Genomic DNA, 25,457 nt, shown 5'->3' with positions numbered 1-25,457 from the left:
GGATGACGTGGCACAGATGGAGTGGGAGTGGCCGATGGCCGATTGTCAGGAAAACCACAGCGAGCGAGTCGCGCTGTTGAGACCGATTCCGTATGAGATGACGACGCCGGTCGAGGGACCGGTCGGCGTGCGGGGCGGCAAGGCCTTGTCGCTCAATATCAGCAGCGGCGGCATGTTGGTACTCATGGATCAAGCGCCGGAGATCGAACAGGTGTTGAAGGTCTACGTGCCGACGCCGGTGACCGTCGCGGAAACCCCGACCCTCGCCGAGGTTCGCTGGACGAGAAAGATGCCGATCGGAAAACAGAACGGCCAAGGCGCGTATTTCGTCGGATTGAAGTTCATGTTTTGATCGGCGCCAGGAAAACGAAAATTCCTCACCGCGTCGAATGCCGGTTTACAGAACGCACTGCTTGGATGCCCGGTGTCGTGAAATCGTTAACCAGCAGAATCAAGAGGACGTATGAACACGAAAATTGAAAACACCATCGTGTTGGCTCTCCTTGTCGGTTTGACCCCGACATTCGCTCTTGCCGATTCGGTGAGAGCTGGAAATCCCGCTGCCGGCGGCGCGGTTCCGGCAGAAGTGGACGGCGGTGACAAATCTTCCCTCATTGTCACGCCGGATTACACTATCGGACCGGAAGATGTGTTGGAGATCACGGTATGGCGCAATGCCGACCTCTCCAAGGTCGTCGCCGTCAGGCCCGACGGTCGTGTCTCGCTGCCGCTCATCGGCGATGTGACGGCCGTTGGGAAAACCGCGGCGCAGCTCGCCGACGCCATTGCGTCCAAGCTGAAAGAGTTCAAAGAGAATCCGCAAGTGTCGATCGTGGTCCAACAAGTGAACAGCTATTCCATCTACGTGCTCGGAGAGGTGACGCGTCCGGGTAAGTATCCATTGAAGAGCAAAACCACTTTGCTGCAGGCGATTACATTGGCAAGCGGGTTCACCCCCGCCGCGGCACGCAACAAAATTGTGGTTTTTCGGTTCGGCCAGAACGGTGAAAAGGATTTGAAGATCAAAGCCAGTTATGACGATATCATCCTGCGTGACGCCTCGCCGCAGAACGTCCATCTGAAGCCGGGAGACACCATCGTGGTCCCGTCAGAAACCATGGTGTTGGTGCCATGATCGTTCAGCGCAATATCGGCCAAGGCATGCAATCAAGAGCTCTGACGATGCCGTTCCGCTTGCTGCCGCTACTTTTTGTCGGGCTCATTATTGGGTGTGCAGATCTTCCCAAGGAAGTGCTGGAGGAAGCCAATAAAAGCATATCCCGGGATTTTCTTCTTGGCCCCGAAGACGTGATCGAAGTGACGGTATGGCGCAACCAGGATCTTTCTCGCCTGACGGTGGTTCGGCCCGACGGAATGATTTCCCTTCCTCTGATCGGCGATGTGAAGGCAAGCGGGTTCACCGCATCCCAGGTGGCAGAGAAAATCGCCAAACGGCTGACCGAGTTTAAGGAGAATCCGGCGGTTTCGGTAAGCGTCAAGGAGGTGAATAGTTATTTTGTGTACGTGATGGGAGAAGTCGCGCGACCGGGGAAATATCCCCTCAAGTCGTATGCCACAGTGTTGCAGGGGGTGTCACTGGCCGGCGGGTTCACTCCGTTTGCTTCCAAGAACAAGATGGCCGTTGTCCGAACTGTAAGAAACGGGACGGGGGACGAGCATCAGTTGCGTATTCCGACTCCATACGACGACCTCGTAAATGGGAAGGGGAAGATCGGAAATTTTACACTGATTTCTGGTGACACCATTGTTGTTCCGTAAAGGATTGGGTGTCCCACTCGGAATAGCCGTTCTCCTTTGGATGATTCTTTCACTTGCTATGGAGGGGAAGGCGGAAATCCAGCCCGATATGCGGTCGGTCAACGGCGTTTCTCAGTTACCCACCTTGCCGACGGAGTTCGGTCGCGGCGAGGCGCTTGAAATCGGCAGGCCAGAAAGCGGAGCAGCGTCGCGAATGCTGACGGCATCGGTTGTCCCTCTGACCATACGAGACAGTGAGAGTCTTGCGATCATACCGCCGAGATTTGACCAGCAGTTCGGAGGCGCAGGCGCTACCGGCACTTCGGGGCAGACGACGTTCGGCGTGTTTGGATTGCAAGTAGTGCCGGCGATCACGATTAGCGGCCGCTATGACAGCAATGTATTTTTTACGCCTGCTATTCAAGGCGTCCGGCGCGAAGACTACGCGACATCAGTGACTCCGCAGTTATTTGTGAGGGATAACGGGCGATATGTGTCGACGCTGATGCAGATCGGGGCGACAGGAGAATATTTCACGGTTCATCCTGGACTGAGCTACGTTGGGTTCAATGGAGCTGTCAACTTTACTTTCGACAATATCGTGCGCCGATGGGTGCAAGGGGCGAGCTTGTATGTCAGCAATTTTACGAACTACACCCCAACACCGCCGTCCTTCCTGACCGCCGGCAGCGGAGCCTATAGCCCGCTCGCCGAGCAAGGCGAAGCTCAACTTTCCATAGAGGACACATATATCCGAGGTTTTCAATTGCAGCGGGTGAACACTTTGACGAATCAGAGCACGATTGGAGGGCTCTATCCGGTTTCGAGTACTACGAACCTTGTCGCAGCATACTCTTATGCGTTCATCAATTTCGGGCGGCAGTACCAATCGGATTTTTCCCCGGGATTGTTCGACAACGTCCAACATACCGGCCGGATCGGCCTGTCACATCGGCTCACGGCCCAAGATACGATCCTCTTTCAGTATGCGTACAATCGCGACATATTTTCGAGCGCCGGATCCGGGAACTTCGAGACGCATGGCGGCACCGTGGCATGGACGAGAAGTTACAGCCCCGCTCTGCGGAGCACCTTATCCGGCGGCGCGTCATTAGTGAACCAAGAATTCGCGGGAGGCACTCAATCGAACTGGGTCTATACGGCCGCCGCCTCGCTGAATTGGACTCGCGGTCTTGACTCCGTCACGTTGACTTATTCTGGAGGGGTGTATCCGAGCTTTGTCGCCAACGCCGGGCCTATCTTCAGCAATCTAGTTGCCGCGACGCTGACTCATCGCTTCAGGGACAATGTTGTCGGGGGGGTGGGAGCCAATTACAGCAGCAACAAGAGCATTGAGGATTCTTCCAGCCAGCCGGGTCTGAATTTCGAGTCCAAGACCGCGAATGCCTGGGTGAACTATCGGCTGACGCAGTCGACGTTTCTCTGGCTGACTTACAATTGGGGACTGTTTTCTGGAAATTATGCCGATCCGAATCAAACGCAAATTTTTGCTCGGAACGAAGTGATCTTAAGCCTTTCACAATATTGGCGGTAAACGATGAATGCTGCAATGCTGAAGCCCCGCGATTTTTGGGATATAGCCGTCCGCCGTAAATGGTTGATCATCGGATTTGTCGTGATCTTCGTGTCGGTGGCCGTGGCGCTCTGTGTCACCCTTCCGCGAAGCTATCGATCCAAAACCACCATACTGGTGGAAACGCAACGGATCCCTGAACGGTATGTGAGTCCGGTCGTGGGCGGGACGGTGTCGGATCGTATCAGCATGGTCCAGCAAAATGTGTTGAGCCGGACATTTCTTGGCGTCGTGGCCGAGCGGTTCGGCTTGTATCCGCCCGGTGCGACGATGGCCCAAAAGGACGGCGTGGTCGAAGGTCTCCGGCAAGCCATCAAAATTGAAACCAAGGGCGCTCGGACGGACGCGCGAGTGGAGTCGTTCTCCATCTCCTTTGCGCATAGCGATCCCATGATGGCACGGAATGTGACCGCGATGTTTGCCGACGAAATCATCGCACAGAACATCAAGACACGTGAAATGCTGGTCGAAGGCACCACCAAGTTCCTCGACGATGAAATGCGCAAAGCCTCCGAGTCGCTCGAGCAGCAAGAACAGGCGATTGCCATGTTCAAGAAGCGCCACATGGGGGAGCTGCCCGGCCAAGTGGAAGCCAATTTGCAGACGCTGAACCGGCTGCAGCGAGATCTGACGGCGACGAGCGAAGCGTTGCAGGATCGAACTGACCGGCGGTCGGCTCTTCAAAAGATGATTAGTTCGTATGAGGCCATCGGCATGTCCTTTGGGGATCAGACCGGAGGCGGGCGTGCGCGTGAGAACGGCGGCACGGTCGCGGTGGTCTCTCCCAATGCGGCCACCAGAAATACGGGGATCGCGGGAGATCCCTTAGCGACACGGCTTCGTGACCTGGAGCGGCAACTGGCGACGCTCACTGCGGAGTACAAAGACACCTATCCCGACGTGATTCAGGTCAAACAAGAGATTGCACAGCTGAAGTCGCGCATGGCTGAGCGGCAAACGGCAGCGTCTCGTGAAACCAAAGAGGAGCCGGCGCCAGAAAAGCCGAGGTCCAACAAATTGCCGACGGGAATCGTCGATCCGTATGTCCACGATTTGAAGCGCGAGCTGGACGAGAATGAAATCGGAATCAACGCGTTGAAGGAGCAGCAACGGCGATTGACGGTTCAAATCAAAGAATACGAGCAGCGTGTCGAAAAAGCTCCCGAGAGAGAGCAAGAGCTTCTTGTGCTGCAACGGGACTATCAGAACACCCGGCGCAATTACGAATCCTTGTTGGAGAAGCAGCTCAACGCGCGGATCTCAGAAAACCTCGAGAAGCGCCAAGCCGGGGAGACCTTCAGAATATTGGACCCTGCGGACGTCCCGACCAAACCTGAATCTCCGGATGTCATGAAAATTATGCTCGGTGGCTTGCTATTGGGATGCGCATTCGGGTACGGCACCGCCTTTAGCCTTGAACTCATGGCCGGCGTTATTCGACGACCAGAGGAGGCCGAAACGCTGCTGGGGCTTCCAGTTCTCGCGTCCATTCCTCATCTCCAAACGGCGTATCAGGCTGAGAAAGGGGTCAGTCGGAATTTGCCCGCGTCGCTGGCTGCGGCGCAAGAGCAGGGAAATGGGAACGGGGCAAAGCCGGCCATCGCGGGGAAAGCCGACCCGGCCCGCGCCGGTGTGAAGGGCGGCATATTGCCCTGGAAAAAATCGAATCCTCGACCAACCGGCAGATGGGCGGAGCTGAATTTGGTGGCGAAGTGGCGTCCCAATTCCGTAGTGGCCGAACAGTTCAGAGTTGCAGCCACGCGAATGGTACTGTCCGGAGGGGCATGCAAAAGCATGGTCGTGGTCGTGACGAGCGCCGTCGTCGGAGAGGGCAAGTCCACCACGGCGAGTAACTTGGCCTACGTTCTCGGCAATGATCTCGGGAAATCGACGCTCTTGATTGACTGCGATTTCAAGAGACCCACGGTCCATGAGTACTGCGGCATTCCGATCAAGCCGGGCCTTGCAGAAGCCATCTATGGAGATACCGCGTTGGAGAATTGTCTGCACCAGAGCGGGACTTCCTCTTTATGGGTGTTACCGTCCGGCCGAAGAGACCACCGTCTCGTCGACCTGACAAAGATTCCTCAGATTGCCGGCATCGTCACGGATCTGCGGAACCGGTTTCAGTTTATCCTTCTGGATGCGCCTCCTATCCTCCCTCTGGCCGACATGAATCTCCTCGCCGGCCTTGCCGACATGATACTGGTCATTGTGAGGGCGGGGGTGACGCAGCAAGAATTGGTGCAGAAAGCGCTGAAGAGTTTGAAACCTGAGAACCGCGCCGGGATCATTCTGGTCGACTCGGAAGTCATCGGCCAACGGTACACGCAGGAATATTATCTGGCCGCTCAGAAAAGGTCCTATATCTAAATCGGCGAGCGCCGGGCTGAGCTCGCAAACGGCAATGAGACTTCCAACCATCCCAGGCGGTGAAGGACTCGTGACGGGGGTAGAGGTAGAAGCTCGTCAAGTTGAGACGGGAACCTTCTTCCCGATTCCGTTTTCCCGGCGCCTGCTGATCTTGGGAAACGGGCAATTAGCCTGTCAATTATTCGCGGTTCTCAAAGCCAAGAGGACGAGCAGGGTTCATGTCATCGGCTATGTCGATCGCGAGCCGAGTACGACGTCCCAATGTTTGGCGACCCATTTGTTCTTAGGGCCCATCGGCCAATTGTTCGAGATCGTCGAGCGATACCAGATTCACACGATCGCGGTCTGTTTGGAGGATCGACGCGCCACCTTGCCGGTGCAAACATTGCTGGATTTCAAGGCCATGGGTCTGGAGGTCGTCGACGGCCATCATTTGTACGAAGAAGAGGCGGGACGCCTCTCGATCGATTCCTTGCGACCCAGCGCGCTCGTCTTCTCCACCGGGTTTAAGAGAAGGGCGTTGACGACCTTCGCCAAGCGGTTATTCGACGTGGTTGTATCGGCGGTGAGTCTCGTGCTCCTGTCTCCCCTGTTTGTCCTTATCGGTCTCTTAGTGAAGCTCGATTCTCCCGGTCCGGTTTTTTACTGTCAAATGAGAGTGGGTCTCAGAGGCCAGCCTTATATGATTTGGAAGTTCCGTTCCATGACGAAAGATGCGGAAAAGGGCGGGCCTCGCTGGGCTCAGGCACAGGATCCGCGTGTATCCCGCGTGGGATGGTGGTTGCGAAAAACTCGGCTGGACGAGCTTCCACAGTTCATCAATGTCCTCAAGGGCGAAATGAGCCTTGTGGGGCCGCGGCCGGAGCGACCGGTCTTTGTCCAAGAGCTTCGCGCCAAGATTCCCTATTACGACATCCGCCATACCGTCAGGCCTGGGATAACAGGCTGGGCCCAAACCCAATTTCGCTATGGCGCATCCGCGGAGGATTCGCACACAAAACTGCAGTACGACCTGTATTACGTGAAGAATATGACGTTTGCCTTGGACGCACGCATCCTAGTGGAAACGATCCGCGTGGTACTTTTGGGCGAGGGGGCGCGCTGACGATGGACGGAAAAACGCCTGCCCATTGCCTTTCCTTCGACATCGAAGAACATTTTCAAGTGTCGGCCTTCGCGTCGCCGATGCGCCGGCGACATTGGGATGTCTATGAAAGCCGCGTGGAGCGCAACACGGACGCCATTCTAAGGCTCCTGAACCACCGAGGGTTCAAAGCCACCTTTTTTATCCTCGGGTGGGTGGCGGAGCGCGTCCCCCACCTGGTTCGAAGGCTGGCCGCCGGCGGCCATGAAATTGCCTCGCACGGATATGGACATGAGCTCATTACCGCCCAGGGTCCGCAAGTTTTTCGTGAAGACATTCGCAGGGCCAAGGGCATCCTCGAAGACTTGACCGGGAGTCGGGTCTATGGCTACCGCGCGCCGTCGTTTTCCATTACAGCGGAAACCAAATGGGCGCTGCCGATTCTCGTGGAGGAAGGCTACGTCTACGACTCCAGTGTGTTCCCGATCCTGCACGACCGCTATGGCATGCCCGGCGCCAATCCTCAGTGCCACCAAATCGAAACGGTCTCAGGAAAGCTGTGGGAACTGCCGCCTTCGACGGTGAGTGTGGGCGGTTTCAGAATACCGGTGGCCGGCGGGGGCTATTTCAGATTATTCCCTTATCCGATGTTGCGGTGGATGCTCAGGAGGATTGAGGCGGAAGGGCAGTCGCTCGTGGTGTATCTCCATCCATGGGAACTCGATCCTGCTCAGCCGCGAATGCAGGGGCCGTGGCTCTCAAGATTCCGCCATTATCTCAATTTGAAAAAGACGGAAGGGCGGCTCACGGCATTGCTCAACGATTTTGAATTTGGCCCGTTACAAGCCATGATTCCGAATCTGCTGAACGACGCCAATTTGAACGGCTCGTTGCGGGCTCTCCAGGAGGTACGGACTTGATCGGTGCGCCGCTGCAAAATGTCGAAGTTCGCTCTATGGAAGCGATAGGGCGTGCTAGTTTAAGTCCGTCTCTCAAGGAAATGGACGATTTACAGCCCAACAGGTCGTGTGACGCATCGAACGCGTCGGCAACGGTCATGCCTCCGATGCATTGGTATGCCGTCAATACAAAGCCGCATCAGGAAGATGTAGCGGAGGCCAATGTCCGCCGGCTTGGAATTGAAACCTTTTGTCCTCGACTCAAGGAAGAACGACTTGTTCGTCAAAAGAAGCACACGTGCCTGAACCCGTTGTTTACCGGCTACTTGTTTGCCCGTTTCGAAGTAACGGAGCACTATCGGTATGTTCTCTTTTCGAGAGGGGTCAAGAACATCGTGGCCTTCGGGGGCGAGCCGGCCATCGTCGAAGATCATTTGATCGCAGGAATTCGGGCACGGCTCCAGGAAGGCGATGTGCTCGAGCCCGCATCGGGATTCCGCTGCGGCCAAATCGTTCGGATACACGAGGGACCGCTCCGCGGCCTCGAGGCGATATTCGAAAGAGAGACCACCGGCGCTCAGCGGGCCGTGTTGCTGCTCAAAGCGCTGTCGTACCAAGTGCGAGCCGTTGTGGATCTGAGGAACGTCGTTAATCTGTAAAGGCCTCTTCGCTTTCGATCGTTCCGGTCCCTAGAGCGGAGAGCATCCCGCAACGAAGCCAGAGAGAAATCGGGCTGGTCCCGAAACGGCGGGAGCCCATTCGCAGACGGTCACGCGACGGAAGAGCCTAAGTTATCGGTGGCGATCAGTCGCTCGCCGGACTCGTCACGATCTTTGATTGCCACGGAAGAGGGATATCGCTTTCGGTCGGTCTGGGATAGAGTTGGCGAAGAATCGTGCCGAGGAGTGAAGGAGGCTGCAATGCGCGTAATGATAACCGGCCATAAGGGGTACATCGGAACCGTGATGGTGCCCATGGTCCAGGCGGCGGGTCATGAGGTGGTGGGGCTTGACAGCGATCTCTATCGAAACAGCACGTACGGCAAAGGAATGCCGGAAGTAGACGAAATCATCAAAGACATCCGGGACCTCGAAAAGGAAGATCTGCGCGGCATCGATGCGATCATTCATTTGGCGGGGCTTTCGAACGATGTCCTCGGGGACCTGAATCCCGAATTGACCTATGACATCAACCACAAGGCTTCGGTGAGGATGGCCGAAATGGCCAAAGAGGTGGGGATCAGGCGGTTTGTCTTCGCCTCGTCCTGCAGCAATTATGGGGCGGCCGGAAATCAGATGCAGACGGAAGAGGGAGAACTCCATCCGGTGACGGCCTACGCGATCTCGAAAGTGCGAGTGGAGCGGGACCTCGCGCAACTGGCCGACGATCATTTCAGCCCGGTCATCATGCGGAACGCCACGGCCTACGGAGTCTCTCCGAGAATCCGGTTCGATATTGTGCTCAACAATTTGACCGCGTGGGCGTTTACCACCGGCCATGTACTGCTGAAAAGTGACGGAACCCCGTGGCGGCCGATCGTGCATATTGAAGACATCAGCACGGCCGCGATCGGCGCGCTGGAGTCGCCCCGAGAGGTCGTCCACAACCAGGTGTTCAACGTCGGCATCAATTCCGAAAACTATCAAATGCGCCAATTGGCCGATATCGTCGGCAAGACCGTGCCGAATTGCGAGATCAAATTCGCCGCCGGCGCCGAGCCGGACAAGAGAAACTATCGCGTCGATTTCACCAAGTATACGACGGCGTTTCCGCGCCATCGATTGAGATGGAATGCCACGCAGGGAGCCAAGCAAATCTATGAATCGTACAAGACGATTGGTTTGGGAAAAGACGAGTACGAGGGGCCCCGCTATAAACGGATCGCGCAGCTGAAGCTGTTGCTCAGCACGGGGCAGCTGGATGACACGCTCCGCTGGCGTCAGTCGTAGCGGCGTGGCGCTGAGCTTAGCAGGACTCGCCGAAGGACGAGGATCACATGTTGTTTCATAAAACGCCGCTGGAGGGGTGTTACGTCATCGAGCCGGAACGCATTCAGGACCACCGTGGATTCTTTGCGCGCGTGTGGTGCCGGCTGGAGCTGGAGCAGCATGGATTGAAGGCCGACGTGATGCAGTCGAACGTCGGATTCAGCGTCCGAAAAGGCACGCTCAGAGGATTGCACTATCAGACCGGTCCCCATGCCGAGGTCAAGGTCGTGCGGTGCACGAGGGGAGCGATGTTCGATGTCGTCGTCGACCTTCGGCCGCAGTCTCCTACCTACACACGCTGGTTCGGAGTCGAGCTGACGCCGGACAATGGGAAAATGATTTACGTTCCGGAAGGATTCGCTCAGGGATATGTGACGCTGGCCGACGATACCGAAATGAATTACCACACGTCGAAATTGTTTCATCGCGAGTCCGCGATCGGCGTGCGCTTCGACGATCCGGCGTTCGGGATCGAATGGCCCGTGGAGATCGCGGTGATTTCCGATCAGGACAAGAAGTGGCCGGACTATAAGAGCCGCCAACAGAGTTATCAACCGGTGTGAGGCCCAGCCATGATACTCATCGACAGAGCCATCGCAGAACGTCAGCACAGTGGCAACCCGATCCGCGTCGCGCTTGTCGGCGCGGGTTACAGCGGCAGAAATATCGCGTATCAGATCCTCCAGTCGTTTCCCGGCCTTCGCCTGGTGGCGATCGCCAATCGAACGCTCGATACGGCGCGGGCGGCGTACACCTCCGCCGGCGTAACGGACGTCACCATCGTGGAAAGTTGCGACGCGCTCGAGCAGGCGATGCGCCGCCAACGCTATGCCGTCACCGACGATGCCTCGATTCTCTGCAGGACCGAGGGCATCGAAGTGATCATTGAAGCGACCGGAACCATCGAGTTCGGAGCCGGAGTCGTGGCGCAGGCGATCGAACACGGCAAACACGTCATTCTGGGAAACGTCGAGCTGGACGCGACGTTGGGCCCGATTCTGAAGTCTTACGCCGAACGCGCGGGAGTCATCTATTCGAACAGCGACGGGGATGAACCGGGCGTCGCGATGAACATGCTGCGATTTGTCCGCTCCATAGGGTTGAAGCCGATGGTCGCGGGCAATCTGAAGGGCCTATACGACCGCTACCGCACTCCCGAAACCCAAAAAGGATTTGCCGAAAAAGTGAATCAGAAGCCGACGACCATGACCTCGTTTGCCGACGGCACCAAGCTGTCGATGGAGCTGACCGTGCTGGCCAACGCGACTAGATTCAAGGTCGGCACGCGCGGCATGTACGGACCTGCCCTCCCGCACGTCAGCGACAGCCCAAAGTTTTATCAGGACAAACTGCTCAACGGCGGAATGGTCGATTTCCTCTGCGGGGCGGCGCCGGCGAACGGGGCGTTCGTGCTCGGATATACCGAAGATCCGGTGAAGGCGGCCTATCTGAAGTATCTTAAGATGGGTGAGGGACCGTTGTATGCGTTTTACACACCCTTTCATTTGCCTCAGCTGGAAATCCCCCTGACGGCGGCCCGCGCGGTTCTCTTCAAAGACGCGACCGTGGCTCCCCTGGGTCCGCCAGTCTGCGACGCGATGGCCATCGCCAAGCGCGATCTGCGGGCGGGAGAGGTGCTGGACGGCATCGGCGGGTTTTCCTGTTACACCTTGATCGACAATTATGAAACGGCGCGGGCGATCAAGGCTCTTCCCATGGGTTTATCCGAGGGATGCCGGTTAAAGCGGAACGTCGCGAAAGATCAAGTCGTAACCTATGCCGATGTGGACCTGCCCGAAGGCCGGCTGTGCGACAAGCTGCGCGACGAGCAGAACCGGCATTTTGGCCTGTAGTCCCCGGGCGATGGCGAGTCATGGGGCATAGCGGCTGCCGATGGTGCGGGGCCGAGCTGTACGCTGAGCTGGTCGACCTCGGAATGTCTCCGCTGTGCGAAACGTTTCTGACCGCCGATCAATTGAACCAAGCGGAGCGATTCTATCCACTCCGGGTCTTCATCTGCGATCGGTGTTTTCTGGTTCAGATGCCGCAATACGTCAGCCCGGAAGACATCTTCTCTGCTGAATATTCCTACTTCTCTTCTTATTCCGACAGCTGGTTGAGGCATGCCAAGAAGTTTGCAGACGGGATGGTCGCCCGCCTCCAATTGAGCCCTTCCAGCCAGGTCGTTGAAATAGGAAGCAACGACGGATATCTGCTGCAATATTTTGCGGAGAGACGAATCCCGGTGCTCGGCGTCGAACCGGCGGAGGGCGTCGCGCGGGCCGCAGAGGGGAAGGGGGTCCCGACGATCAAGAGATTTTTCAATCGCCGGACGGCGTCGGAGCTGGTCGAGGCCGGCCTACGAGCCGATCTGTTGGTGGCCAACAACGTTGTTCCCCATGTGCCGCAGTTGGCGGACTTCATAGAAGGGGTGCGCGTCATCCTCAAGCCCGCCGGCGTTCTGTCCATGGAGTTTCCTTATGTGCTCCGGCTGCTGGCCGGGAATCAATTCGACACCATCTATCACGAGCACTTGTCGTACTTTTCGTTTCACGCGGTGGAACGCATGCTGGCCGCTCATCATATGGCCGTCTTCGACGTCGAGGAGCTGCGCTCGCACGGCGGCTCGCTGCGGCTGTATGCATGCCATGCCGGCGACCGGTCGAAGCCGATGTCCGACCGCGTTTCGATGCTGCGGGGCGAAGAAGGCGCCGCGGGCGTCACGACGCTCCAATACTACGCCTCGTTCAAGAAGCGGGTGCGGGACGTGAAGCACCAGTTGCTGGAATTTCTGATCAAGGCCAAACGAGCGGGGAAATCGATGGCCGGGTACGGCGCGCCGGGCAAAGGCAATACGCTGTTGAATTATTGCGGCATACGCACGGATTTTCTCGACTATCTGGTCGACCGCAATCCGGTGAAACATCACAAGTACACACCGGGGACGCATATTCCCATCCATCCGGTCGAAACAATCGGCGCCACCAAGCCGGACTATCTCCTGATTCTGCCCTGGAATCTCACCGAAGAGATCACGCAGCAGATGGCGTATATCCGCGAATGGGGCGGGCGGTTCGTCGTTCCGATTCCGACCGTACAGGTCATTCCATAAGATGGTCGCATCATGACTCGTGCTTCAGCGATCGTCGCACGGAGATTCGCGTGAGCCAGCACCAGAATACAGCACGGCGGCCGGTTCGGATCGCGGTATTCGGCCATGTGGGTCAGGACAATCTCGGCGATGAAGCCGCGTTTCAGGCCGTCCTCGAAGCGGTGAAGCGGCACAAGCCGGACGCCGAGATCCTCGGCATCTCGGTCGATCCGGCGGACACGGCGTCGCGATACGGGATCTCAACGTATCCCATCTGGAGTGAAACACGCCGCGCCGCACCGAGCCGGGCGGAGCAGGGGAGGGTGAGGCCGGAGACGGAAAGCCCTCCACCGCGCCATGCAACGGCGATGGCTTCGTTGAAATCGGTCCTGCGGTGCATACCGGGCGTGGGATATCTGGCGAAGTGGATGAGGAAGGTCGTCACGCTTCTCCCGGCTCTTGCGCCGGAGATTCTTTTCCTGTTCAGGACTCGGCGCGTCCTTCGACGGGTGGATCTCTTGGCGGTCGCCGGCTCGCAGCATTTAAACGACTATGTGTTGGGACCATGGAATTTCCCGTATACCATGTGGAAATGGGCCATGTTGGCCAAGTCTGCCGGCACCAAGGTCGCCCTTGTCAATGTCGGCGCCGGCCCGCTTCGCACACGACTGGGAAAATGGTTCATCAAGCAAACAGTGGCCTGGTCGGACTATCAATCTTATCGGGACACGTCCTCCATTCGGTGTCTGGAGCAACTCAGCCTGCCGATTCGAACGCCGGCCGTGCCGGATTTGGTCTTCACGCTGCGGCTGCCGCCTCGGAGGCCTCAGCCGACCAGGCCTCGCCAGGAAAAGATCGTGGGGATCAACCCGATTCCCTTCAACAGCGCGGACTATTGGGTCGGCGCCAGCCACGGGGGCTATGAGCGATATGTGCAGCTGTTGGCCTCGTTTGCCGAATGGCTATTGGCGCGCGGACTGCGCGTCCTGTTCTTTCCGACCCAGCTCACGCTGGACCCTCGCGTCATCCGAGACATCCGCGCCCGAATCAACGATCACGCGTACCAGCCGGGCGCCGTTGCGGAGGCATCCATCAAATCGGTTGAAGATCTGTGCGCCGCTATTGAATCGATGGATTTTGTCGTGGCGTCGCGTTTCCACGGTCTGGTGTTTTCCATGCTGCTCGAAAAACCGGTGCTGGGGATTTCCTACGCCGACAAGGGGCTGGATCTCATGGCCTCCATGGGCCAGAGCAGATACGTGCTCGACATCATGACACTCGATCTTGCGACCATGCAGCAGCGATTTCAAGAGATCGAGTTGCGGCAAGATCAGATCAGATCCGTGCTGCGCGAACGGGCCGTTCAGCACAGGGGGCTGGCCGAAGCGCAGTTGAAGGAGCTGTTCACCTTGGTCGGTTGAAACCGAGACCAAAGGAGCGCGTTATGAAAGTCGTTCTGTTTTGCGGAGGACTGGGACTGCGGATCAGGGAATATTCGGAAAACATTCCGAAGCCCATGGTGCCGATCGGCTATCGGCCGATCCTCTGGCACGTCATGAAATACTATGCACATTTCGGCCACAAAGACTTTATCTTGTGCCTGGGACACGGGGCGGACGTCGTCAAGAATTATTTTTTGAACTATAGCGAGTGCGCGTCCAACGACTTCGTGTTGTCGGAGGGCGGCAAAAAGCTGGATCTGGTCAGCACCGACATCAAAGATTGGCGCATCACCTTCGCGGATACCGGCACCTCCTCCAATATCGCGCAGCGGCTCCTGGGCGCCAGGAAATACCTCGGGAACGACGAAGTCTTTCTCGCCAATTACAGCGACGGTCTCACGGATATGCCGCTGAACCGGCAGCTGGATGAATTCTATCGGAAAGATAAGATCGCCAGCTGTGTCACCGTGCCGCTCCCGTCCAGCTACCATACAATCTCCTCGGACTCCGACGGCTTGGCAACCCACGTCCAGGCCATTACCGCCTCAAGCCTGCGCGTCAATGGAGGCTATTTCATTCTGAAGCAGAAGATATTCGACTACATCCGCCCGGGCGAAGAGCTGGTCAACGAGCCGTTCCAGCGGCTCATCAAGGAGCAACAGCTGATCGCCCATCGGTACGACGGGTTCTGGGCCTGCATGGACACGTTTAAGGACAAGCAAATCCTTGAAGACATGTATGCCAAGGGCCGCGCTCCCTGGATGGTCTGGAAACGACCGACGGCGGATCCTGCGCAGGGGCAGTAGCGATGTTTCGACTTCAGTTGGACGATCAATCGACAGACGGCTGCAGGATTCTCTGTCTAGGCGCGCACGCGGACGATATCGAGATCGGCTGCGGGGGAACGATCCTGCGGCTGCTCCGGGCCTATCCGAACGCGGACGTGTGCTGGGTGGTCTTCAGCGCGCCGGGTATCCGCCGGCGGGAGGCTCGAAACAGCGCGGACGGGTTTCTTGCCGCCTGCCGAAAGAAAATCGTCCTGGTGAAAAACTTCCGGGAGAGCTTCTTCCCCTTTCGCGGCGAAGCCATCAAAGATTGTTTTGAAGATATCAAGACCCGATTCTCGCCCGACCTGATCCTGACGCACTACCGGCACGACCTCCATCAGGATCATCGCGTCATCTCCGAATTCACCTGGAACACGTTTCGTAAACATTTGATCCTGGAATACGAAATCCCAAAATACGACGGAGACCTGGGCACTCCCAACACGTTTGTCTCGCTTGACGCCGACATCTGCAAGGAAAAGGTGGCCCATCTCTTCCGGTATTTTACCACGCAGCGAAACAAACAATGGTTCACGGAAGATCTCTTTTTGTCGCTGCTCCGCTTGCGCGGCATCGAGGCCAATTCTTCCACGAAGTACGCGGAGGCCTTCTATTGCCGCAAGTGGGTGCTGTAACAGGCGTTGATAGAGGAGTGCATCGGTGTCTATGTCGTCGGCTGTTCCCAAAGTGAGCGTCGGGCTTCCGGTCTACAACGGCGAACGGTTTCTTGCAGAGGCCATTGAATCGTCGTTGGGGCAAACGTACCCGGACTTCGAACTGATTATTTCGGACAACGGCTCCACCGACCGCACGCGCGACATCTGTCTCCGGTATGCGGCCAGGGATGCCCGCGTACGATTTCTTCCGAGCGACGTCAATCACGGCGCGTCATGGAATTACTGCCGGGTGCTCGAAGCGGCCCGCGGACCCTATTTCCGTTGGGCGCCCGCGGACGACAAATTCCACCAGGAGTCGCTGCAAGCTTGTGTCGACGTGCTGGACGCCTATCCGGATGTCGTCCTGTGTTATCCCCAAACGCTGCTCATCAACGAACGGGGAGAGATGTTGGAGCGGTATGAAGATGATTTGGACTTCCGCTCTCCCGATGTCACCGCGCGATTCCGTGAGGCCATTCGCCGCAATCGACTTGTCAGCGCCATCTACGGCCTCATGAGAACCGACGCCCTCAGGAAGACCGGCGGCTTGCACGCATTCCCCGGGGCGGACGTCACGCTGCTTGCCGAGCTGACACTCTATGGGCGATTTTGGGAAATCCCGCGCCCGTTGTTTTACCGGCGGCTGCACGGCGCGGCGTCGACGAGCTTGACGACCATGGAAGCCGTGCAGGAATGGTTCGACCCGAGAAAAAAAGACAAATTGTTTCTCTACCTGTGGACGCATCTGTTCAAGCATGCGGCCGGCATCAGGCGTGCTCCGTTGGGATTGTTGACCAAGCTGGCGCTGTTCGGCGTGCTGGCCCGCTGGAGCATCGGCGTGAGGGGGCATTTGGTCGATGAGCTCGTCGAGGCGGCGGGAAAAGCGATGAATCGCAAGAAGACCACCCCGATCCGGCAAGGCGAGGCCGGTCCGAAACAGCCCGGGGCCACCGTCGTCAAGTAGAGGAAATAGGCATGTCCAATTCTATCGCGCCATCCGCCGGCCTGGCCTCATCGGACACCAAATTCCTGGACCGCTCTCTGATTAAGGGCATGTTTTGGACCGGGCTGGTGAAATGGTCGAGCCAGATCGTGTCATGGATCACGACGATCTTCGTCGCCCGGATGCTGCGGCCCGAGGACTATGGTCTTGTCGGCATGGCCGGGACGTTTATCGGTCTTGTCGCGCTGCTCAATGAGTTCGGCGTCGGAATCACCATTGTGTCCCTGCGCGACCTCAATCAACGCGTCGTCGCGCAGCTCAACAGTGTCTCCGTGGCGCTGGGTGTCGCCGGGTTCCTCTTGTCCTGCGCCGCCGCCGTGCCGTTGAGCGCGTTTTATGACACCTCCGATGTCGTCTGGGTCGTGGTCGTTATGGCGGGCGGATTCCTGTTTGCGGGATTCCGAACGGTGCCGGGCGCACTGCTGCAGAAGGAATTGCGGTTTCGAGTGCTGGCGTTGATCGACGGGCTGCAGGTCTTCGTTCAGGCGGCGGCCATGGTCCTCATGGCCGCGCTCGGGTTCGGATACTGGACACTGGTGGCCGGCGGTCTCGTCGGGACGCTGAGCGGCACGATCGCCACGCTGGTCGTGCGTACCCATCCGTTCGCGACACCGTCCATGGCATCACTGAAGGAGGCCATGACTTTCAGCTGGCATATCGTGCTGGCGCGCTTGTCGTGGTGCATCCAGTCGAACGCGGACTCCGTCATTACGGGCAAAGTGCTGGGACAGGCGGCGCTCGGCTTCTACGGCATGGCGCTGTCTCTCGCCATGGTGCCGGTCGAAAAAATCGCCGCCGTCGTCAATCAGGTCACGACGTCATTGTTCGCCGCCGTCCAAAAAGATGCCCCCGCGTTGCGCCGATACTTTCTCTCGCTGACGGAAGGATTTTCTCTGGTCATTTTCCCCGCGACGGCGGGGATCGCCTTGGTGGCGGAAGAATTCGTCTTGTTGGTGCTCGGAGACAAGTGGGCGGGCGTCGTCCCGCCGCTTCAAGTCCTGGCCTTCTATGCCGCGTTTCGCGCGATCCAGACGCTTCCTCCGCAAATCTTGTTCGTGACCGGCGGGTCGCGTCTCGGCATGTGGAACGCGTTGGGAGTCGCCATCGTGTTGCCCGTCACCTTTTACCTGCTGAGCGGATGGGGCACCCGAGGGATCGCGCTGGCATGGCTCATCGTGCATCCGCTGGCCGCGACACAAACGAACTGGTTTGTCTTCAAGAAAATCGATGTGACGGTGGGGCAGTATCTGGCCGCGCTGCGTCCAGCCATGATCGGCTGTCTCTGTATGTTGGCGGCGGTGATAGTCGTCAAGCAGGCCATGCCCCAAGGGTGGCCGTTGGGGATGCGATTCGCGGCGGAGGTCGGCACGGGCGCCGCCGTGTATGCCTTGACGGCCCTCAGCATCCATGGCGAACGGGTCCGCTCGTTCCTGCGCGTTATCCGGACGGGGATCGCCTAACGATGGATCGAAGCGGTCGGGAACTATAGCGCGATGTGCGGATTTGCCGGAATATTGAACTTCGACGGAGCGTCGGTCGAGCCGCGACGGCTGGAGCGGATGGCCGCGAGCCTCTACCATCGAGGCCCGGACGACAGCGGCATCCATCAGGAAGGGCCGGTGGGCCTGTGTTTCCGACGCCTGTCTATTCTGGATCTCACTCCGGCCGCGCATCAGCCGATGCTGAGCGGCGACGGCAATTTCGTCATGGTGTTCAACGGGGAAATCTACAATTACCTCGAGCTGCGGGAGGAATTGGAGCGCCTCGGCTGCCGATTCAGATCCCACGGCGACTCGGAGGTTCTTCTGCAGGCCTATGCGACGTGGGGAAAGAACTGTCTGGCGAAACTGAACGGCATGTGGGCGGTTCTGATTTATGACCGCCAACGAGGCGTCCTGTTCGGCTCGCGGGACCGGTTCGGGGTGAAACCGTTGTACCGCTATCGCCATGCCGGCGGTGTCTGTCTGGCGTCAGAAATCAAGGCCATTCGCGCGTCGGGCTTGTATCGGGGCGGAATCAACTGGAAGATCGCGTCCAAGTTTCTGCTGCAAGGGGCGCTGGACGAAGGGGGCGAGACATTCTTCGACGGCATCGAGGCGATCAGACCCGGCAGCGCATTCGAAGTCACGCCGGACGGCCGTTGGACCGAATGGTCGTATTGGTCGATGGCTCCCGCTCAGACAGCAGACGCAGGGAATCCGGTGGAACGCTTCCGCGGCCTCTTCGAAGACGCCGTCGCCCTTCGGATGCGCAGCGACGTCCCGGTCGGGGTCTGTTTGTCGGGCGGTCTCGATTCCACGTCCATCATCTGTTCCATGGCCCGCATCAAGGGCGGGATGGCGAGCGAATTCGGAACGCCGCTGTTGGCGTTCTGCTATATGCCGGAGGAATACGACGAAACGCGCTACATCGCCGATACGCTGGAGCAGACCCATGCCATCCTCAAAGTACTGCAGATGACACCATCCGGTTTATGGGATCGGTTGGGGAAATTTCTGTGGTTTCAGGATGAGCCGGTCCATTCCATGACGGCCATGATCGGCTACGAATTGATGGGCTTAGCTAGGGCGAATGGCGTGAAAGTGGTGCTGAACGGACAGGGAGCGGACGAAACGGCGGCCGGGTACTTCAATTATTTCCAGGAATATTGGCGGACGCTTGCGATGGAGGGCCGCATACAGCACCTGTGGAGTGAAGTCGGAGCGTACACCGCCCTGCACGGGGGCCATTGGGCCGCGCATATCGCGACTGCGCTGAAGCAGGCCTGCCAGTGGGAGATGTTTCGCCTCCGCCCCTATCACCGATACATCACCGGAAAGAGACAGGCGGCGAATCAGGCCAATCCTTGGTTTCGCCGGGAACTGGTCTCCAATCTGCCGGCCGATGATTTCGCCGGAATGGACGGCAGGATCGAGACCTCTCTGAAGCGCTCCGTCGAACGGTCGCCGCTGCCGATTTATTTGCGTGTGGAAGACCGCAATTCGATGGCTCATTCGGTGGAAGCCCGGCTGCCGTTCATGGATTATCGGCTGGTCAGCCTGTTGTTCAGTTTGCCGACTGAATGGAAGCTCCGCGGGGGACTGAACAAATTCGTGCTGCGCGAAGCGATGCGGGGACGCATTCCGGAGTCCGTCCGATCCCGGGCCGACAAAATGGGATTTCCCACGCCGGTCAACAAATGGCTGGCCCGAGACCTGTACAAGCCCCTGAAGGACATTCTTTCCAGTCAAGAGGCTCGGGAACGGGGGATCTATCAAGTCGATGAAGTGCTCAAGGATTTGGATCGGCATCAGCAGGGAGCGCTCGATGTGTCAGGGCGGCTGTTCAATGTCGCCCAGTTTGAAACGTGGGCGGAAAATATGAAGCAGAATCCTGTGCCTGCCGCGTAAACATCGCGGTAGGTGCAGCTTTTACGCAGCGTCAGAAGAGGAGCCTCATTCACGCATGAAGATCATGAACATCGTCGGCGCCCGGCCGAACTTCATCAAGATCGCCCCGCTCATCAGAGAGATGCGCGCTCGCCAGGGCGTTGAACCGCTGCTGGTCCATACCGGCCAGCATTATGACGTGAAAATGGCCGGGAGGTTCTTCGAGGATCTCGGCATTCCTTCACCGGATGTCTCGTTGGACGTAGGGTCCGGCTCGCATGCATTTCAAACCGCCGAAGTCATGAAGCGCATCGAGCCCGTCATGGAGCAGCAGCGCCCGGATTTGGTGCTGGTGGTGGGAGACGTCAATTCGACGCTGGCCGCAGCGGTGACGGCGGCGAAGCTGCAGATTCCCGTCGCGCATGTCGAGGCCGGATTGCGCAGCTTCGATCGCAGCATGCCGGAGGAAATCAATCGGCTGGTGACGGACGCCGTGTCCACGTACCTGTTCGTCAGCGAAGAAAGCGGGATGAAGAACCTCGCAGCCGAAGGCGCCGACATGGCGCGGGTGTTTTTCGTCGGGAACGTCATGATCGATTCGCTGGAGGCGTCCCGCCGCATGTGGGAACGATCGTCGATCCAGGAGCAACTCGGCGTGACGAAGGGCCAGTACGGAGTCTTGACCCTGCACCGGCCGTCGAACGTCGATCAACCGGCCGTGCTGCGCGGCCTGTTGGAAGCCATCGCGGAGATCGGACGCGAGCAACCGATCGTGTTCCCCGTGCATCCGCGGACCCGCAAGCGGCTTGAGGACACCCAGGAGTTGAACGCGCTGTTGCGCTTCACCGGCTCGGGGACCGTTCAAGGGCCCGGGATCTGGTGTTTGGATCCGCTCGGGTATCTCGACTTCATGGCGCTGGTGGCCGGCGCCAGGCTTATTTTGACGGATTCCGGCGGCATCCAGGAGGAAACCACCGCGCTGGGTATCCCGTGCCTGACGCTGCGGGAAAACACGGAGCGTCCGGTCACGATCTCGCACGGGACGAATCGTTTGGTCGGTACTTCGCCGGAGAAGATCGTCGAGGAAGCGATGCGGGTCCTCAAAGGTCCGCGGGTTGCTCCCTCGCCCCCTCCTCTCTGGGATGGGCATGCGGCGAAACGGATCGTCTCGATCATTCTGGAACGGTGCCGCTGAGGCTACCGGTCGTCACGTCCGGCTAGGTTATCTATGCAGAGGGTCGAAGACGTTGCGGTATCAATCAGTCGCGCCGGAGAAGAGGACGAGTCCGACTGGTCGCAGTATGTCTTGAGGGCCCCCGCAGCGGCGCTAGGCCACGAATGGAAATGGCGCGCCGTCATTCGCCAGGCCTATGGGCATGCCTCGACCTATTTGATCGCCCGGCAATCGGGAATCGTGCGCGGGATCCTGCCGTTGGTCGTCGTCAAAAGTCCCATGCTGGGATCCGTGCTGGCCTCCATGCCGTTTCTGGACTACGGAGGGGTCTGCGCAGACGATCGTGAAATTGCGCATCGACTCATCGACGAGGCACGGCGTTTGAGCGGAATGTCCACGTCAACGGCGATCGAACTTCGGCAGGGAGCGGAAATATCCGATCTCCCGGAACCCCGCCGGGACAAGGTGACGATGGTGCTGGATCTCTCCGGGGGAGAGGCGGGCATTTGGAAGGGACTGCCGGCCAAAGTGCGCAACCAGGTGAGGAAGGCCGAAAAAAGCGGATTGTCCACCGTCGTGGGGGGCCCCGAGTTGCTCGCGGACTTCTATCGCGTCTTTGTGGTGAACATGCGGGATCTGGGCTCGCCGGTGCACGGCCTGAGCTTCTTTACCAGTATGGCGCAGGAGTTTGGCTCCCAGTTGCGGGTACGGCTGGTCCGTGAGGGAGGCAAGACGGTGGGCGGCTTGATCGGTCTCTGTTTTAAAGACACCGTCTTGGTCCCCTGGGCCTCCGCCCTGAGGGAGTATTTTCCGAAATGTCCGAACAATCTCTTGTACTGGCATGAGATTCAAGATCGGTGCGCGCAGGGATTCAAGCAGTTCGACTTCGGGCGGTCTTCCGTGGGATCCGGAACCTACGATTTCAAACGGCAGTGGGGAGCTCAGCCCGTGCCGCTGTTTTGGTACCTGCTGTCCGCGGATGCCGGGAGCGGGAATACCATCGATGGGACCGGCCTGAAGTATCGATTGTTGCGTGGAGCGTGGCGGCGGCTTCCTGTCGGCTTGACCGCGGCACTCGGACCCCGGATCAGAAAGTACCTGACCAACTGACGATGTCGAACGAACGAGCGCAAACGAGGCGGTCATGTGCGGCATAGTCGGACTGTATCGATGGGCGGAGGATCCCGAGGTCGTGCGGACGCACGTTCGCACGATGTGCCGCGCGATCGTCCATCGCGGCCCGGACGATGAAGGCCTCTTCGCCCAGGAGTCGATCGGCCTCGGTATGCGCCGGCTCAGCATCATCGACGTGGGCGGAGGACACCAGCCCATCGACAATGAAGACGGCACCGTCACCGTAGTCTTCAACGGAGAGATTTACAACTTCCATGCGCTCCGCGACGAGTTGGAGCGTCGAGGCCATCGCTTCAAAACCAAAAGCGATACGGAAGTCATCGTGCACGCCTATGAAGAAGACGGACCGGATTGCGTGAAACACTTCAACGGCATGTTCGCCTTCGCCGTGTGGGACCATCGGCGCCAGCGGCTGTTCCTTGCCCGCGATCGCATGGGGATCAAGCCGCTGTACTACGTTCAGTTGGGCGGCAAATTGGCGTTTGCATCCGAGATCAAGGCGCTGCTGGCGCTGCCCGAAGTATCGCGCGTGCTCGATATGGAATCGGCGGCGCGCTATTTCCGTCTTGGGTTCGTGCCCGCGCCGGACACGCTGTTTCAAGACATCCGCAAGCTGCCTGCCGGCTGGAGCCTCACCGCGGAAAAGGGGCGGGTCGATCTCCACCGCTACTGGGATTGGGAGTTCAAGCAGCCGACGGCGATCTGGTCATTCGAGGAGTCCCGCGACCGGCTCCGTGACGTGCTGCGCGAGGCCGTCGTGGACCAGATGGTCAGCGACGTGCCGTTGGGGGCCTTTCTGAGCGGCGGCGTGGATTCGACGGGGATCGTCGCGTTCATGCGGGAGGCGTCCACGCACCGGGTGCAGACCTTCAGCATCGGGTTCGACGCGCGGCACGCCTATCACAACGAGGCGCCGTTCGCCGAGGCGGCGGCCAAGGCGTTGGGGACCAAGCATGAAACCTTGATCGTGCATCCGAACGTCGTCGAGTTGCTGCCGGAATTGATCGAGAAGCTGGACGAGCCGTTGACCGATACCTCCTTCATTTTGTCGTATCTGGTGTCGGAGTTGGCCCATCGGCACGTGAAAGTGGCGCTGTCGGGATTGGGAGGGGACGAACTTTTCGGCGGATACCGGCGGTACCTGGGCGCCTCGCTGTGGAATACCCTGTCGTGGATTCCCGCCGCGACGCGGCAAGCAGTGGGGAGTCAGTTGGAGCGGCGCCTCAGCGCGGATCGGGGGTCGGTCTTCGGCAATCTGGGGCGCTATGGAAAGGCCTTGGGCCGTGCCCTGCATCTCTCGATGGGGGAGCAATACCTCTCGTTGCTTTCTGTCCTTTCCGCTGAGCAGGTCAACGCATTGCTGTCCCGCCCGCTCGGAAGCGTCGATCCCGGCGAGGAGCTGGTTGCCCTGTACGAGCAGGCCGCTGCCGTGGAGCCGGTGGACCGACTCGCCTATGTCGACGCCAAAACGGTGTTGCCGGAAAGTTTGCTGCTGCTGTCGGACAAAATGGGAATGGCGACCTCGTTGGAAGTGCGTGTGCCGTTTCTGGATAACCGGGTCGTGGATTTCGTGGCGCAGGTGCCGAGCCGCTATCGCCTTCGCCGGTTTCAGCTGAAGCGGTTGCTCAAGGCGGCGTTGAAAGGGGTGGTGCCGGATTTCGTGTTGAATCGTTCCAAACGCGGGTTCGGCACGCCGATGGGAACCTGGCTTCGTGAGGATCTGAAGCCCATGGTCGCCCAGATGTTGGATCCTGAACGATTGCGCCGAGGCGGCCTGTTCAATCCCGACACGGTACGGACCATGCTGGCGGTGCACGATGCACGGAAGGAAGACCTTACGGAGGGCATCATGGCCTTGGTCGTCTTCGAATTGTGGCGCGAGCGGTTTCAGGTGAGGCTGCCATGATGGGCTCGACCGGCGCTCTGCTGGCCTGGGCCGCGGCCTTGCTCGTGGCCTACGTGTATGTCGGCTATCCGATTCTGATCGGTCTGTTGGCCTGGGCCAGGCCGCGGCCGCTGCGGCAGGTGGACATCGAGCCCTCGGTGACGTTGTTGATCAGCGCGTTCAATGAAGCGCATGTCATCGGAGACAAACTCCGCAATGCGGTGGCGCTCGATTATCCGATGCAGAAGCTCGAGATCATGGTGATCTCGGACGCCTCGACGGACGCCACCGACGACATCGTACGGTCGTTCGCCGGCCAAGGCGTCACACTGCTGCGGATGGCCGAGCGGGGCGGCAAGACCGTCGGCCTCAACGCCGCGATGCAGCAGGCCAAAGGCGATATCGTCGTGTTCAGCGACGCCAATATTATGTATCGGTCCGATACGATCCGGCGGCTCGTGAGGAATTTCGCCGATCCCTCGGTCGGCTGTGCGACGGGGGATTCGCAGTACGCCGACGACCCCGACTCGGCCGCCCATGCTCAGGAGAACAGTTATTGGGGCTATGAGCGGTACATCCGGTCGATGGAAAGCATCGTGGGCAGCACGGTCGGCGGGGATGGCGCGATCTTCGCCATCCGCCGGCATCTCTATCAGCCGCTGTCGCCTGAGACCATCAACGATCTGGTCGTCCCGCTGCAAATCGTCACCAAAGGATATCGGGCGGTCTTCGAACCGACCGCGATCGGGCTGGAACCCTCCGCCGGTGATTTTCGAAAAGAGTTCCGCCGAAAGCGGCGGATCGTCAACCGGAGTTGGCGGGGAGTCATGAGCGTGGCGGGAATCCTGAATCCCTCGAAAGTCGGCCTGTTCGCCTGGCAAGTGTGGTCCCACAAAGTGCTCCGATGGCTGGTGTTGCCGTTCGTCATGATCGGATTCGCCGGCTGCGTCGCTGCGTATGATCTGGGGTTGGTTTATCGGCTCGGCGTATGGGGCGGGGTGACGAGCGTCCTGCTGGCGGTGATCGGGCCGTTCGTGTCCTCGTCGCTCGGCGGTACCGCGAAAGTGATCCAAACGGTCTTTTATTTCTACCTGGTGAATCTGGCCGCGTTGCTGGGCGTGACCAAGGCCTTGGGTGGACGGGTCGATCGGATCTGGGCACCGGAACGCGGATGAACAGGG

At 58.9% G+C, this 25,457-nt stretch carries 22 protein-coding genes; all 22 read left to right on the top strand.

All coding sequences use genetic code 11. The features are described 5' to 3' along the window. Nucleotides 1-16 precede the first annotated feature (16 nt). The 22 genes from NITMOv2_RS15680 (at nucleotide 17) to NITMOv2_RS15575 (ending at nucleotide 25,451) form a co-directional block, all read left to right on the top strand. Nucleotides 17-352 (top strand): PilZ domain-containing protein, encoded by a 336-nt coding sequence (locus NITMOv2_RS15680; RefSeq protein WP_053380762.1) that lies wholly within the window; start codon nucleotides 17-19, stop codon nucleotides 350-352. 111 nt (nucleotides 353-463) lie between these two features. Next, nucleotides 464-1,135: a polysaccharide biosynthesis/export family protein gene (locus NITMOv2_RS15675; protein WP_053380761.1), complete on the top strand. Its 672-nt coding sequence runs from the start codon at nucleotides 464-466 to the stop codon at nucleotides 1,133-1,135. Further along, nucleotides 1,132-1,779 carry a polysaccharide biosynthesis/export family protein gene (locus NITMOv2_RS15670; RefSeq protein WP_083448093.1) on the top strand — a complete coding sequence of 216 codons (648 nt, stop codon included), beginning with the start codon at nucleotides 1,132-1,134 and terminating at the stop codon, nucleotides 1,777-1,779. The genes NITMOv2_RS15675 and NITMOv2_RS15670 overlap by 4 nt, the downstream gene beginning before the upstream one ends. After that, on the top strand, nucleotides 1,757-3,313 hold the full coding sequence (locus tag NITMOv2_RS15665; RefSeq protein ID WP_145976375.1) for a porin family protein: 1,557 nt from the start codon (nucleotides 1,757-1,759) through the stop codon (nucleotides 3,311-3,313). The genes NITMOv2_RS15670 and NITMOv2_RS15665 overlap by 23 nt, the downstream gene beginning before the upstream one ends. Before the next feature lie 3 nt (nucleotides 3,314-3,316). After that, the gene (locus tag NITMOv2_RS15660) at nucleotides 3,317-5,725 is read left to right on the top strand and encodes an XrtA system polysaccharide chain length determinant (protein ID WP_083448092.1); all 2,409 of its coding nucleotides are present in this window, start codon (nucleotides 3,317-3,319) and stop codon (nucleotides 5,723-5,725) included. 34 nt (nucleotides 5,726-5,759) lie between these two features. Continuing rightward, nucleotides 5,760-6,830: a TIGR03013 family XrtA/PEP-CTERM system glycosyltransferase gene (locus NITMOv2_RS15655; RefSeq protein WP_083448091.1), complete on the top strand. Its 1,071-nt coding sequence runs from the start codon at nucleotides 5,760-5,762 to the stop codon at nucleotides 6,828-6,830. Between the two features lie 2 nt (nucleotides 6,831-6,832). Further along, complete coding sequence (locus NITMOv2_RS15650) at nucleotides 6,833-7,729, top strand: XrtA system polysaccharide deacetylase (RefSeq protein ID WP_053380756.1); 897 nt, start codon at nucleotides 6,833-6,835, stop codon at nucleotides 7,727-7,729. After that, on the top strand, nucleotides 7,726-8,367 hold the full coding sequence (gene nusG / locus NITMOv2_RS15645) for a transcription termination/antitermination protein NusG (RefSeq protein ID WP_083448090.1): 642 nt from the start codon (nucleotides 7,726-7,728) through the stop codon (nucleotides 8,365-8,367). The genes NITMOv2_RS15650 and nusG overlap by 4 nt, the downstream gene beginning before the upstream one ends. Before the next feature lie 261 nt (nucleotides 8,368-8,628). Continuing rightward, nucleotides 8,629-9,657, top strand: coding sequence for an NAD-dependent epimerase/dehydratase family protein (locus tag NITMOv2_RS15640; protein ID WP_053380754.1), 1,029 nt, complete (start codon nucleotides 8,629-8,631; stop codon nucleotides 9,655-9,657). Between the two features lie 47 nt (nucleotides 9,658-9,704). Continuing rightward, entirely contained in the window at nucleotides 9,705-10,259 is a 555-nt protein-coding gene (gene rfbC / locus NITMOv2_RS15635) for a dTDP-4-dehydrorhamnose 3,5-epimerase (RefSeq protein WP_053380753.1), read from the top strand. 9 nt (nucleotides 10,260-10,268) lie between these two features. Continuing rightward, on the top strand, nucleotides 10,269-11,549 hold the full coding sequence (locus tag NITMOv2_RS15630) for an NAD(P)H-dependent oxidoreductase (RefSeq protein WP_053380752.1): 1,281 nt from the start codon (nucleotides 10,269-10,271) through the stop codon (nucleotides 11,547-11,549). 20 nt (nucleotides 11,550-11,569) lie between these two features. Continuing rightward, nucleotides 11,570-12,808, top strand: a complete 1,239-nt coding sequence (locus tag NITMOv2_RS15625) for a class I SAM-dependent methyltransferase (RefSeq protein ID WP_053380751.1) — start codon at nucleotides 11,570-11,572, stop codon at nucleotides 12,806-12,808. 50 nt (nucleotides 12,809-12,858) lie between these two features. Then, entirely contained in the window at nucleotides 12,859-14,208 is a 1,350-nt protein-coding gene (locus NITMOv2_RS15620) for a polysaccharide pyruvyl transferase family protein (RefSeq protein WP_053380750.1), read from the top strand. Nucleotides 14,209-14,231: 23 nt separating this feature from the next. After that, nucleotides 14,232-15,035, top strand: coding sequence for a sugar phosphate nucleotidyltransferase (locus NITMOv2_RS15615; protein ID WP_053380749.1), 804 nt, complete (start codon nucleotides 14,232-14,234; stop codon nucleotides 15,033-15,035). A gap of 2 nt (nucleotides 15,036-15,037) precedes the next feature. Next, the gene (locus tag NITMOv2_RS15610) at nucleotides 15,038-15,691 is read left to right on the top strand and encodes a PIG-L deacetylase family protein (protein ID WP_053380748.1); all 654 of its coding nucleotides are present in this window, start codon (nucleotides 15,038-15,040) and stop codon (nucleotides 15,689-15,691) included. A gap of 31 nt (nucleotides 15,692-15,722) precedes the next feature. Beyond that, nucleotides 15,723-16,676 (top strand): glycosyltransferase family 2 protein, encoded by a 954-nt coding sequence (locus NITMOv2_RS15605; protein WP_053380747.1) that lies wholly within the window; start codon nucleotides 15,723-15,725, stop codon nucleotides 16,674-16,676. Nucleotides 16,677-16,687: 11 nt separating this feature from the next. Then, nucleotides 16,688-18,175 carry a lipopolysaccharide biosynthesis protein gene (locus NITMOv2_RS15600; RefSeq protein WP_053380746.1) on the top strand — a complete coding sequence of 496 codons (1,488 nt, stop codon included), beginning with the start codon at nucleotides 16,688-16,690 and terminating at the stop codon, nucleotides 18,173-18,175. A 33-nt stretch (nucleotides 18,176-18,208) separates the two neighbouring features. After that, nucleotides 18,209-20,104 (top strand): asparagine synthase (glutamine-hydrolyzing), encoded by a 1,896-nt coding sequence (asnB, locus tag NITMOv2_RS15595; protein WP_053380745.1) that lies wholly within the window; start codon nucleotides 18,209-18,211, stop codon nucleotides 20,102-20,104. A 55-nt stretch (nucleotides 20,105-20,159) separates the two neighbouring features. Then, nucleotides 20,160-21,278 (top strand): non-hydrolyzing UDP-N-acetylglucosamine 2-epimerase, encoded by a 1,119-nt coding sequence (gene wecB, locus NITMOv2_RS15590; RefSeq protein WP_053380744.1) that lies wholly within the window; start codon nucleotides 20,160-20,162, stop codon nucleotides 21,276-21,278. Nucleotides 21,279-21,311: 33 nt separating this feature from the next. Then, a complete protein-coding gene (locus tag NITMOv2_RS15585) occupies nucleotides 21,312-22,367 on the top strand; it encodes a FemAB family XrtA/PEP-CTERM system-associated protein (RefSeq protein ID WP_053380743.1) in 1,056 nt (351 codons plus the stop codon). A 34-nt stretch (nucleotides 22,368-22,401) separates the two neighbouring features. Then, nucleotides 22,402-24,297, top strand: a complete 1,896-nt coding sequence (gene asnB / locus NITMOv2_RS15580) for an asparagine synthase (glutamine-hydrolyzing) (RefSeq protein ID WP_053380742.1) — start codon at nucleotides 22,402-22,404, stop codon at nucleotides 24,295-24,297. Further along, nucleotides 24,294-25,451, top strand: a complete 1,158-nt coding sequence (locus tag NITMOv2_RS15575; protein ID WP_202967247.1) for a glycosyltransferase family 2 protein — start codon at nucleotides 24,294-24,296, stop codon at nucleotides 25,449-25,451. Before asnB (NITMOv2_RS15580) ends, NITMOv2_RS15575 begins: the two co-directional genes overlap by 4 nt. Nucleotides 25,452-25,457 lie beyond the last annotated feature (6 nt).

Source organism: Nitrospira moscoviensis (assembly GCF_001273775.1).
In the GTDB taxonomy this organism is placed as follows: domain Bacteria; phylum Nitrospirota; class Nitrospiria; order Nitrospirales; family Nitrospiraceae; genus Nitrospira_D; species Nitrospira_D moscoviensis.
The sequence above is the reverse complement of the archived record's forward strand: the minus strand, read 5'-3'. Positions and strand labels throughout refer to the sequence as shown.